We start from the raw sequence: 11556 nt of genomic DNA, 5'->3' as shown, positions 1-11556 counted from the left end.
CAACGAGCAGGGGAGCAAAACGTTTTACATCAGAGGTTGCCCGCTCGCAACCAAGAAAGGAGGGGACACTCCGCGAATCACCGATCCCAACGGGCAGCCCACTCCGAATATTTGGCGCCGATTCCTTGCTGCATCTTGTTGGAACGTTCCAATCAGTCTTACAGTCGCTGCCTCGCCGCACCTCACCTGTTGACCATCCGACAACGGAGTCGCGACATGGCCAAGGACCCGACCGGCTCCTCCCCCGCCAAGCGGCGCCTGCCGGGCCGGTATTGGCGGCTCGCCGTCCTGTCGGGGATGGCGTCCTACCTCGACTCCGGCCTGCTCATCGGCATCTCGGTGAGCCTGGCCATCTGGCGGGAGAGCTTCGGGATGGGCGTGTGGATGGCCGGCGCCATCAGTGCGATCGTCACCTTCAGCATCGCCCTCGGCTCACTCGTCGGCGGCTGGCTCGCGGACCTCCTCGGCCGACGCCGGGTCTACAACCTGGACATCCTCTGCTACAGCTGCGGCGCGCTCACCATCACGCTGGCACCGAACGACAAGGTACTGCTGACCGGTGTCATCATCGCCGGGCTCGCGGCCGGCGCCGACCTGCCCACCTCACTGGCCGTGGTGTCGGAGGCGGTGCCCGCCTGGGCGCGCGGCCGTCTGGTCGCCTTCACCCAGGTCATGTGGACCGTCGGCATCGCCGTCACCACCCTGCTCGGCTTCGCCCTCTCGGCCATGGGGCAACTCGGCACTCGTCTGATCATCGGTCACCTCGCCCTCGCGGCCCTGGTGACCTGGGCCCTGCGGTCGCGGCTCGCGGTGCTGTCGGCGGAGGCGCCGGAGAACGCGTCGCCGGAGGCGCCTTCGGACGACATCCCGATGCCGTACGAGCCGGGCTCCCCCTCCACCGTCCCCGCCGTCGATGTCCAAGGGGCTCAGCGGCCCGGCCGCCCCGCGCTGAAGAGCCTGTTGCACAAGTCGGTCCTGCTGCCGATGGCCGCCACCTTCGCCTTCTACGTCGTCTGGGGACTCGGCGCCAACACCTTCGGGCAGTTCGGCACGTACTTCCTCGTCACCGTCAGCGACGCCTCGCAAAGCCTGGCGACCGGCCTGAACCTGGCCTTCCTCCCGGTCGCGCTGGCGATGGGCCTGGTGTTCGTCCGGGTCGCCGATACGGCGTGGCGCGACCGGCTGTTCCTCGTCGCCGCGGTGGTGCAGACCGTCGCCTTCGCCATCCCCAGCTTCACCGGGGGCGCCGTACTGTCCGGGATGCTCGCGTACTGCGTCCTGTACCAGCTCTCCAACCCCCTGGCAGGCGAGGCCAATTACAAAGTGTGGTCACAGCTCCTCCTCCCGGCCGACACCCGTGGCACCTCCCAGGGGCTGACCTACGCCCTCTCCCGGGCCACATTCGCGCTGGCGGCCTTCTTCACGCCCGCGCTCCTGGAGTTCAGCCCCTCCCTGCTGCTGTGGTCGATCACCGCCTGCATGGCCGTCGCCATGGCCGTGGGCATCTTCATCATCCGCGTGCTCGTGCCCCGCGCGGCAGCCGCCCCCGCCAGTGCCCAGCCGGAGGCCCAGCTCGTCACGCCCTGATGCCGGACACCCTGACGCCGGGCGTACGCCCCCACGTTCGCAGGCCGCCGTACACATCCGAGGAGCTCGATGCGCACGACAACGACAGACTCCACTTCCCCGGCCACGGAGCCCGCCGAAGACCGCGCCGCCGCACTGCTCGGCCTGCTCCCGACAGCGGCCGGACGGCCCACTCGCATCGGACTCGTGTCAGGGGGTCTGGGCACGTACTGGCCGCAGTTCCCCGGGCTGCTCCCCCAGTTGCGGGAATCGGCCGGCTACGTGGCGCGGCGCTTCCAGGCGATGGGCACCGAGGTCACCGACGCCGGATTCATCTCCGACGCCCAGGAGGGCGCCGCAGCGGCCGAGAAGCTGCGCCGGGCGGACTGCGACCTGATCGTGCTCTTCCTGACCACCTATCTGACCTCCTCGATGGTGCTGCCGATCGCCCAGCGCGCGAACACCCCGGTGCTGGTGATCGACCTTCAGCCCACCGCGAAGATGGACCACGCCGCCTTCGACACCGGCGCCTGGCTCGCCTACTGCGGCCAGTGCCCCGTCCCCGAGGTCGGCAACGTCTTCCGCCGCGCCGGCATCCCCTTCCGGTCGGTGTCCGGATGGCTGCGCCAGGAATCAGCGTGGCGGCGCATCGAGCAGTGGATCCGCGCCGCCCACGTACGGGCCGCCCTGCGGGAAGCCCGGCACGGTCTCATGGGCCACCTCTACCCCGGGATGCTCGACGTCTCGACCGACCTGACCCTGTTGCCCGCCACCTTCGGCTCGCACATCGAGGTGCTGGAGTTCGACGACCTGCGACACCGTGTGGAGAAGGTGACCGATGCCGAGACCAGGGAGCGGATGGACCTCGCGCGGAAGATCTTCACCCTCGACGACACCGTCGCGGAGGGGGACTTCGCCTGGGGCGCCACCGTCTCGGTCGCCCTGGACCGCCTCGTCGACGACTTCGGCCTGGACACGCTCGCCTACTACCACCGCGGCCTGGACGGCGAGCAGCACGAGCGCCTCGGCGCCGGGATGATCCTCGGCGCCTCGCTGCTGACCGCTCGCGGTATCCCCGCGACCGGCGAGTACGAGTTGCGCACCACCGTGGCGCAGCTCGCCTCCCAAAGCGTCGGCGACGGCGGGTCGTTCACCGAGATCCAAGCGCTGAACTTCGAGGACGGAGTCGTCGAAATGGGCCACGACGGCCCCGCCAACCTCGCGGTCGCCTCCCGCAACCCGCTGCTGCGCGGGCTCGGCGTCTACCACGGCAAGCGCGGCTGGGGCGTCAGCGTCGAGTGCGACGTCCAGCACGGCCCCGTCACGCTCCTGGGGCTGGGTCAGGACGCCGACGGCAGCCTGTCCTTCATCGCCTCCGAAGGCAGGGTCGTCCCCGGTCCGCTGCTGAAGATCGGCAACACCACCAGCCGCGTCGACTTCGGCCGCGACCCCGGTGAATGGGTGGACGAGTGGAGCGCGACCGGCGTCGGCCATCACTGGTCACTGTCAGTCGGCCACCATGCCGCCGACCACAAAGCAGCCGCGAGCCTGCTCGGCATCGGCTTCCGGTCGGTGTGAGCGGGACGGGCAACCGGGACGGCATAATCGGCACGGGGTAACCGGCACGGGTATCTCGAGGCAGGCGTCCGCCTGATCGTCATACGGGTCGCGGCGCAGAAACAGGCCGCCGAGAGCCCGGAGGTCGACGATCTGCCGGCCCTACGGCAGGGCATCGTCGGCCAGGTCCCTTGCCGCCGCTCACCCCCAGGTCGTCCGCGTCATGAACCACGAGGGGTCTGTCGACAGCCCGCGCATCCGCTTCGTCATCGAACGGTTCATCAATCCGCAGCGGCCCGGTGTCGAACGACTCCTCGATCGCCTGGTCACCGCCGGCCGGATCCGGCCCCTTCCCTACGCCACACTCCATTACCTCGTCACCAACGGAGGCTGCGGCCCGTTCCTCCTTCCCGTCGAAGCGCGACTGCCCGGAGCCGACATTCCGAGCACTCCGACCGAGCTACGGGACCACGCCGAGACCGTCGCCGACATCATCCTCGCGGGGATCACCGTCCCTCCCACCCCGCCCGAATCGCCACAGTGAAGCCCGGCGCCCATGTGCGCGAGGAGTCGATCTGCTACATGCCGATCACGGCAGTGTGCGGCCCGGACAGCAGCAGGTCAGCGGGGGCGGAGCGGACCGGAGCCTGTTCCCGCGGGGGCGGGCGCTCCGGGCCACGTACACTCTCCGTATGGGACATACACATGTGGTGACGGAGAGCCCGGTCCGGGCCCCTCGCCCGCTGGGTCCCGTCGCGCCCCGGGCGCGCTGCCGTGCGCTGCACGGCCACGGCTAGCAACTTTCCCGACGGGCCCGCGCGTCCGGTTCTCCCGCCTCCCCCTTCCCGCCATGCCCAGGCGCCCGCAGGAAGGACCTCCACGGCGGACCCGGCGCACCGCGGCCTCCTCCTGAGCCTCTGCCGACGCATTCCGCGGGCTCCCGCACCGCATCTCCGCTGCACGAACTCCCCCACCGCACGCTCCCCCACCGCGCATCCCCGTACCGCACATCCCGCCTCCCGCACCATCCCCCTGCGGCCCGCGCCCCTGGCGTACCGCCGGTTCGCTTCCCGCGACCCGGCGGGCCCGGCCACACCCCTGAGAGGACCTCTGTGAAGCTGAGCGAGTTGCTGGCCGGGCACGACCACGAAGTACTTCTGGGCGATCCGGGGACGAGAGTCACCGCGGGAGCATGCTTCGATGCCCACCGCGTCTCGCCGGGTTCACTCTTCATCGCGGTACCCGGGCACCGCGAGGGCGGCCCCGAGGCCGTCGGTTCCGCGCTGGCGCGGGGCGCCGTCGCGGTACTCGTCGAGGAGCCCGCGCCCGGTCTTCCCGCAGCGGTATGGCCGTCGGCGGAAGGCGCCTGCGTCGTGCGGGTGGCCGACACCCGTAAGGCCGCAGCGCTGATCACCTCGCGTTACTACGGGGAGCCCGGCCGGGCGATGGACATGGTGGCCGTCACCGGCACCAACGGGAAGACGTCCGTCTCGTACATGGTGGAGTCCGTGCTGCGGATCGCCGAGGGCGCGAAGGTGGGCGTGATCGGGACGGGCGGGAACCGGATCGGGGACGAGCTGATCCCGATGCCGCGCTCGGTGCTGACCACCCCGGAGTCACCGGACTTCCAGTATCTGCTGGGGCACATGCGCGACCACGAGGTGGGCACCGTGGTCCTGGAGGCCACCTCGATGGGCCTGCTGAACCACCGGATCGACCACTCCTTCATCGACGTGGGCATCTTCACCAACCTCACCCAGGACCACCTGGACGACCACGGCACGATGGAGCACTACCGGGATGCCAAACTCCGGCTCTTCGACGGACTCTGCCGACGCGCGGTGGTCAACGCGGACGACCCGGTCGGCGCGCTGGTTCCGGCCATGATGCCGGGCCTGGTCCGTACGTACGCCCTGGACGCCGAAGCCGACTACCGGGCGACCGACCTGGACATGGACGCCTTCGGCACGCGGTTCACGCTCCACCACGACGGGCGCAAGTATCCCGCCGCGATCCCCGTGCCCGGCAGGTTCTCGGTCGCCAACGCCCTGGCCACCCTGGCCGCATGCCATCTGCTGGGCCATGACCTGGCCGGTCTGGTGGCGGCGCTCGACCGGATGCCCCCGGTCCCCGGGCGGCTGGAACGGTTCGAGGCTCCGCAGGGCGCTTCCGTGATCGTGGACTACGCGCACTCGCCCGACTCCCTGGGCAAAGTGCTCGCCGCCATCGGGGACTTCGCCGCCGCACGCGTCATCACGGTCTTCGGCTGCGGAGGCGACCGGGACGTCACCAAGCGGGCCCAGATGGGCGAGATCGCCGGGTCCCACTCCGACCTGTGCGTGCTCACCTCGGACAATCCCCGTGACGAGGACCCCGAGGCGATCATGGACCAGATCGCTCCGGGTCTCACGGCCACCGGCACCCCCTTCGAGCGGATCGCCGACCGCCGCGAGGCCATCGCCTTCGCCCTGTCCGCCGCCGGGCCGGCCGACATCGTGCTGGTCGCGGGGAAGGGCAGCGAGCCGTACCAGATCGTCGGCGACCGGCTGATCCCGTTCAGCGACATGGCGACGGTGCGCGAGCTGTCAGCCGTACGGCACTAGGCAGTGTCTTCGAATGGTCATCGTTGGTGGATCGGCGACCCCGACTGGGTTTGCCTGCGCCCCAACTGCGGGTGCCCAAGTCAACTTACGACCACTCGAAAGGCATTCCCAACGTGGGCCCGACGCTCTTGCCGATCGTTCAGCGCTGACTCAGACGGACTGAAAAGGTTGGAATGTCAGCCGAGTGCTTGAATCTTGTTCTCCAGCCTCTCCCTGCCGGCCGCCCATGACGCCAATAGGGCTAGACCGTCCGCGGTCGCCGTGCCAGCGGGCGCGGTGTAGACGTTCAGGAGCAGGCCGGGTTCGGCAGGCGTCTCCATCGACTCGACGTCCAGGTCGAGCCGGCCCGCTACCGGATGGTGCACACGCTTGCGTCCGGACCGGTGGAGCCGAACGTCCTGAGATGCCCACCGCTGCCGAAATAGTTCACTGCGTGTTGACAGTTCACCGACTAGGGCGATCAGCTCCTCGTCGTGCGGATTGCGGCCGGCTTCCATGCGTAGCTTCGCGGCCACATCGCAGGCGATTCGGCCATAGTCGACGAAGAACGTTTTTGCCGCTTCGGGATCTAGATACACGAACCGCGCGGTGTTCGCCGGCCGTCGCGTGTCGGCCAGCACCGGTGAATACAGCGCGCGGGCAAGTTGATTCATGGCCAGCACGTCATAACGGCCGTTGCAAATCCAAGCCGGCGCATCGGTGATGGCGTCGAGCACCTGCTGAAGCGCCGGACGCACCGTCACGGCGGGTCGCCGGCGGCGTGGACCGCCGGGCGCCCTGGACTGCCGCGCAAGGTGGAATAGGTGATCGCGCTCGGCCTCGTCAAGTTGCAAGGCAGAGGCCAACGCGTCGAGCACCCCGTCGGAGGCGCCGGTGAGGCTGCCGCGCTCCATACGCACGTAGTAGTCGACCGATACCCCTGCTAGTAGAGCTACCTCTTCGCGACGCAGACCTTTGACCCGGCGGTTGCCGCCGTAGGCGGGCAGTCCGGCCCGCTCGGGCGCGATCCGCGCGCGACGCGAGCTCAGGAATTCCTTGATCTCAGTGCGTAGATCGATCGTGGCCACGCCTTCACCATAGGCCCTGTCCGCAGGCGAAGGGAGGTTCTGCTGGTACCCCGACGGCTACGCACCCCCTCACACGCGGCATGCGCCCAGCGCCGTAGCAGGAAAAGGCCCGCGCCGACGCCTAGGTACCTGATGCGGTCGTGGCGATGCCGCCGTCGACCGGGATGATGGTGCCCGTCAGATAGGACCCGGCCCGACTGGCGAGGAACGCGGCGATACCTGCCATGTCGTCGTCGCGGCCGAGCCGGCGCAGAGGGGCCTTCGCCGCGATCGTGTCGCCGATGGCATCGAGCGTGGACGCCATCATCTGCGACGGGAACGGTCCTGGGGCTACCGCGTTCACCGTGACGTGCTGTGGGCCCAGTTCTCTGGCAAGCACTCTGGTGAGTTGATGGAGTGCCGCTTTGCTGCTGGCGTACGAGTAGTTGGGCGACTCGGCGACGTGGATGGCGGCGATACTGCCGATGTTGATGATCCGCGCGGGATCATCGGCGGTGCCCGCCCTGCGAAGTGCGGGGAGCAGCGCCTGCACCAGCCAGAACGGCGACTTGAGGTTGAGGTCGATCACTGAGTCCCAGGCCTCGTCCGGGAACGTCTCCAGCGGCTCGCGCCACATCGCTCCCGCGTTGTTGACGAGGATGTCCAGGCGTTCCGAGTCGACCTTGACAAGATCAGCGAGGCGCTGACACTCGTCGTACCTGGACAGGTCGGCGGGGATTGCTTGAACGTCGCCGAATTCGGACAGTAGATGCTGTGCCTCCGCGCACGTGTCTGCCTTGCGTGAGCTGATAATGACGCGGGCGCCCGCCTGCAGAAGGCCGCGCGCTATCATCATCCCAATGCCCCTGGTGCCGCCAGTGACAAGTGCGTATTTCCCACTCAGATCGAAAAGGTCTGCGTGAGTGGTGAACTGGTTGTCCGCCATTGGTCTTCGTTCCTTCTGTCGTGGAAGCATGTGCTGACGCGGTCGCGCGTCCGGTGCAGCTGAATTGAACTGATGGGGGGTAAAGCTGCGGCGCGTGTCCATGGAGTGTTGTCGGCGCTTTCGTTGAGGGCGCCCGGTACGGGTTCTCGGGCGGCCGTCGTGCGCGCCTCCCGTGGATCCATCACTTCTCCTCTGTGTGGCTGGGAGCCAGCTCAAACAGGTTGACAGGCGTCCTGGACGTCTGGGAGACCCTGGTGATCCAGGTACTGTGAGAGCCACCCTTGTCTGGTTGACGGCGGCCGGTGGATGCTCCCCGTAGGCGGCTGTTTATCTAGCACTTTGTGGCCGCGAGCTTCCCCATTGGCGGCCGGAAACCTCCCCGGGCCTGGACGGACGCCGGCCAGCGAAGCTGGCCGGCGTGAAGAACAGCAGGGAAATCATGGAAATCCTGGAGGCGTACGACCTCACGGTGGTGGTTATCGCGGCGCGGCCGAACTGGCCGGTGTCGACCACCACACGGTGAAGCGGTATGTGCAGCTGCGCGAGCAGGGTGAGCGTCCCGTCGAGCGGCAGCACCGCGCCCGCCCGATCGACGAGTACATGGACAAGATCGAGGGGTTGGTTGCCGCCTCGAAGGGGCGGATACGCGCGGACATCGTCCACCGGCGGGTCACTGCGATGGGCTTTCACCGGCGGAGATCGCACCACCCGACGCGCGGTCGCCGAGGCCAAGGCGAGGATCCGATCCGGGCACCACCGCGTCTACCGGCCCTGGATCGCCGAACCGGCGCTCTGGCCGCAATGGGACCGGGGCGAGGGCCCGCGCATCGGCGGACGACGTACATCGCTGTGGTGCGCATGGCTGGCCTGGTCACGGTTCCGGGTCGTCATCCCGGTCTTCGACAAGACCCTGCCGACCAGGTCGACGGCGACAGAGGCGTGGTCGCCGTCGGGCTGGAAGTGGGCGAGCTGACGGCGCAGCAGCTCGGCCTTGGCCTCGGGGGCGTCGAGCAGGTGGGCGCGGCAGGTGAACTGCACGGCCGCGTAGTAGCTGGTGGGGACGCCGTCGGTGGGCGAGGTGTCGGGCTTGGCGCGCCAGGTGCCGGGGATGAAGGCGTAGTCGCCGGTGACGGTGAAGGTGACGTTCGGGTCGTTCTCGATCGCCTTCCAGACCGGGTTGGGACGGGCGAGGTGGATCAACAGGTCGCTGCCGTCGCTGGTGAAGTGGGTGGGGACAACAGCGGGCGCCTGGCCGGGCAGACCGTTGACACTCAGGAGTCCGAAGTCGTGGCCTTCGGCGATCCAGGTCTGCCATTCGGCTTCGTCCATGCCGGCGTCCCAGGGCTGGATGAACTCCCGCTGGGTCCCGGTGCAGAGCACGAAATAGATGCCCTGCAACGTCTTGCGGTCGTCGATCCGCAGCAGAGAGCGGCTGACAGTCCGAGAAATGCCAGGTAGTTGCCTGGTTTCCGCTCGTAGCGGTGGTTGAGACGGCGGTAGCCGGTCAGCCAGGACATGGTGCGCTCGATGACCCGCCTTCGGCGGCCGAGTCGTTCGCTGGAGTCGATGCCCTTGCGGGCGATGCGGACGCCGATGTGTTTGCCCCACAGCCATCGCCGCAGGTGAGGGACATCATAGGCTTTGTCCGCGTGGAGGCGTTGGGGCTTGGATTCGGCCACGTGGGATTCGTGTCCCATGTGGAAGTGGGACAGTATCGGCTTCAGGCCGAGGCTGTCGTGGGTGTTGGCTGCGGAGAGTCCGACACGTACAGGCAGTCCGTTCGCGTCGGACAGGATGTGCATCCTGGAACCGGGCTTACCCCGGTCCACGGGGCTCGGACCTGCAAGTTCGCCCCCCTTGGCGCGGACATGAGCGGAGTCGGGGACCGCGCGCGACAGATCGATCAGGTTCCGGCCGTCCAGGAGCTGGAGCACTTTCTGGTGCAGTCGTCCCCACACGCCGGCCCGGGAGCAGATGAGGAAGCGGCGGTGCACAGTCGGCTTCGAGGCCCCGAAGCAGGGTGGCAGGGCACGCCAGGGCACAGCCGCTGACCAGCACATAAATGATCGCGGCGAACACCGCGCCCCGTCATCAATGTTCGCGACTCCACCGCCCTGCGGACGCACCCGCGTCGGCGGCAGCAACGGCCTCGCCGGCTCCCACAGGCCGTCCGGAACGATCCATCCCCACCGCCCACTCCTCATAGCCATGGCAACGACCAACTGACCACGTAGGACGCGGTCTAATACTCCAGTTGCAGTTTGCTATTCCTGCTGGTCGGAGGCTTGTTTTCAAGTGTAGCGAGCTGACTGTGCGTCATGTGGCTGGAGTTCGTGACCGTCGGCATGTGATCGCTGTTGTGCTGATCGTGCGAGATGATGTGCGGCCCGATATCTGGGCTCATGAGCTGGAGGAGGTGCTGTTGCGGGTCGGTCACCGGTTCGGCCGGGTCGACCTGCGGCGGCGGATGCGGGACTACGTGCGCGGGCTGCTCGGTCCTGTCGGCAGGAAGAATGGCTGGCAACTGGCCGAGTACGTCGGCCACGACGTGCCGGCCGGACTGCAGCACCTGCTGAACCGGGCCCGGTGGGATCCGGACGAGATCCGTGACGACCTGCAGGAATACGTGGCCGAACGCCTCGGCGAGCCCGACGGTGTCCTGATCATCGACGAGACGGGCTTCCTCAAGAAAGGCAGCACTTCGGCCGGGGTGCAACGGCAGTACTCGGGCACGGCAGGACGCACAGAAAACTGCCAGGTCGCGGTGTTCGCGGCTTATGCTTCGACGCGGGGCCGGACCCTGGTGGACCGGGAGCTGTACCTGCCGAAGTCCTGGACGTGTGACCGGGAGCGGTGCCGAGCGGCAGGGGTGCCCGAGAGCCGGGCGTTCGCCACCAAGACCGAGCTCGCCCGGAACCTGGTCACCCGGGCACTGGCCTCGCCGTTGTCCATCGCGTGGGTGACCGCGGATGCACTCTACGGTCAGGACTGCAACTTCCGCCGCATGCTCGAGGAATCCGGACTCGGCTACGTCGTCGCCGTGCCGAAATCACAGCAGGTCAAGTCCCTGGCCGGGTGCTGGCGCATCGACCAGCTCATCGGTGACGCGCCTGATGACGCCTGGGAACGGCTCTCCTGCGGCGACGGGGCCAAAGGCCCGCGCATCTACGACTGGGCAGCAGCCCAGCTCCCGGCCGTCCCGTTCTTCGAGGGTGATGAGCCCTCGCACCGCAGGTGGGTGCTGGCCCGCCGCAGCATCGCCCGCCCGGACGAGATCGCCTACTACCTGGCGTACGCGCCCACGGGGACCACGGTGAATCAGCTGGTCACCGTGGCCGGCAGCCGCTGGGCGATCGAGTCCTGCTTCCAGAGCGCGAAGAACGAATGCGGCCTCGACCAGTACGAAGTCCGGCGCTACCCGGGCTGGTACCGGCACATCACCCTCGCGATGCTCGCTCACGCCTTCCTCGCCGCCATGGCCGCCGCAGAAGCCATTGAAAGGGGGGCCGCAGAAACGGATCTTTCCTCATCCCGCTCAGCCTGGCAGAAATCCGCAAGCTCATGGCAGCTTGCCGTCCTGGAACAGGCCACCGCCAGCACACGCATCATGCCCGGAGATGGTCCCGCTTCCGGCGGCGCCACCAGGCCACCGCCAAACACTGCCACTACCAACGCCGCACCCGCCATCACGAACTCCAGCCACATGACGCACAGTCAGCTCGCTACACTTGAAAACAAGCCTCCGACCAGCAGGAATAGCAAACTGCGACTGGAGTACTAAGAGCCAGGAGAAACCGCAGCTCATGGCCATAGGGGCGACCACCGACTCGCGAGTGCC

At 68.1% G+C, this 11556-nt stretch carries 7 protein-coding genes and 3 pseudogenes; 6 read left to right on the top strand and 4 right to left on the bottom strand.

Annotation, left to right across the window (positions count from 1 at the left end):
• Positions 1-216: 216 nt before the first annotated feature.
• The 4 genes from OHB04_RS35665 (at position 217) to OHB04_RS35650 (ending at position 5726) form a co-directional block, all read left to right on the top strand.
• Positions 217-1587, top strand: a complete 1371-nt coding sequence (locus OHB04_RS35665) for an MFS transporter (protein WP_326691764.1) — start codon at positions 217-219, stop codon at positions 1585-1587.
• 69 nt (positions 1588-1656) lie between these two features.
• The gene (locus tag OHB04_RS35660) at positions 1657-3144 is read left to right on the top strand and encodes an L-fucose/L-arabinose isomerase family protein (RefSeq protein WP_326809077.1); all 1488 of its coding nucleotides are present in this window, start codon (positions 1657-1659) and stop codon (positions 3142-3144) included.
• 202 nt (positions 3145-3346) lie between these two features.
• Positions 3347-3667 (top strand): hypothetical protein, encoded by a 321-nt coding sequence (locus OHB04_RS35655; RefSeq protein ID WP_326691762.1) that lies wholly within the window; start codon positions 3347-3349, stop codon positions 3665-3667.
• A gap of 568 nt (positions 3668-4235) precedes the next feature.
• Complete coding sequence (locus OHB04_RS35650) at positions 4236-5726, top strand: UDP-N-acetylmuramoyl-L-alanyl-D-glutamate--2,6-diaminopimelate ligase (RefSeq protein ID WP_326809076.1); 1491 nt, start codon at positions 4236-4238, stop codon at positions 5724-5726.
• A gap of 176 nt (positions 5727-5902) precedes the next feature.
• Here OHB04_RS35650 and OHB04_RS35645 read toward each other — a convergent pair whose 3' ends face one another.
• Both OHB04_RS35645 and OHB04_RS35640 read right to left on the bottom strand, forming a co-directional pair.
• On the bottom strand, positions 5903-6793 hold the full coding sequence (locus OHB04_RS35645; RefSeq protein WP_326691760.1) for a helix-turn-helix transcriptional regulator: 891 nt from the start codon (positions 6791-6793) through the stop codon (positions 5903-5905).
• Positions 6794-6914: 121 nt separating this feature from the next.
• A complete protein-coding gene (locus tag OHB04_RS35640; RefSeq protein ID WP_326809075.1) occupies positions 6915-7718 on the bottom strand; it encodes an SDR family oxidoreductase in 804 nt (267 codons plus the stop codon).
• A gap of 418 nt (positions 7719-8136) precedes the next feature.
• Between OHB04_RS35640 and OHB04_RS35635 the strand changes: the two are divergent.
• A pseudogene (locus OHB04_RS35635) lies at positions 8137-8658 on the top strand (IS21 family transposase); the annotation flags it as partial.
• Here the strand turns inward: OHB04_RS35635 and OHB04_RS35630 are convergent.
• Positions 8649-9047 (bottom strand): annotated as a pseudogene (locus OHB04_RS35630) (FMN-binding negative transcriptional regulator); the annotation flags it as partial. The pseudogenes OHB04_RS35635 and OHB04_RS35630 overlap by 10 nt on opposite strands.
• Positions 8990-9922, bottom strand: coding sequence for an IS5 family transposase (locus OHB04_RS35625; protein WP_442815122.1), 933 nt, complete (start codon positions 9920-9922; stop codon positions 8990-8992). The gene OHB04_RS35625 and the pseudogene OHB04_RS35630, both read right to left, overlap by 58 nt.
• 176 nt (positions 9923-10098) lie before the next feature.
• On the opposite strand from OHB04_RS35625, the pseudogene OHB04_RS35620 reads away from it, so the two are divergent.
• A pseudogene (locus OHB04_RS35620) lies at positions 10099-11241 on the top strand (IS701 family transposase); the annotation flags it as partial.
• Positions 11242-11556 lie beyond the last annotated feature (315 nt).

It is taken from the genome of Streptomyces sp. NBC_01775 (assembly GCF_035917675.1).
GTDB lineage: Bacteria > Actinomycetota > Actinomycetes > Streptomycetales > Streptomycetaceae > Streptomyces.
The sequence above is the reverse complement of the archived record's forward strand: the minus strand, read 5'-3'. Positions and strand labels throughout refer to the sequence as shown.

Coding starts and splice junctions, on each gene's coding strand:
- OHB04_RS35665 (WP_326691764.1), top strand. CDS start 217: ATGGCCAAGGACCCGACCGGCTCCTCCCCCGCCAAGCGGCGCCTGCCG.
- OHB04_RS35660 (WP_326809077.1), top strand. CDS start 1,657: ATGCGCACGACAACGACAGACTCCACTTCCCCGGCCACGGAGCCCGCC.
- OHB04_RS35655 (WP_326691762.1), top strand. CDS start 3,347: ATGAACCACGAGGGGTCTGTCGACAGCCCGCGCATCCGCTTCGTCATC.
- OHB04_RS35640 (WP_326809075.1), bottom strand. CDS start 7,718: ATGGCGGACAACCAGTTCACCACTCACGCAGACCTTTTCGATCTGAGT.
- OHB04_RS35625 (WP_442815122.1), bottom strand. CDS start 9,922: ATGAGGAGTGGGCGGTGGGGATGGATCGTTCCGGACGGCCTGTGGGAG.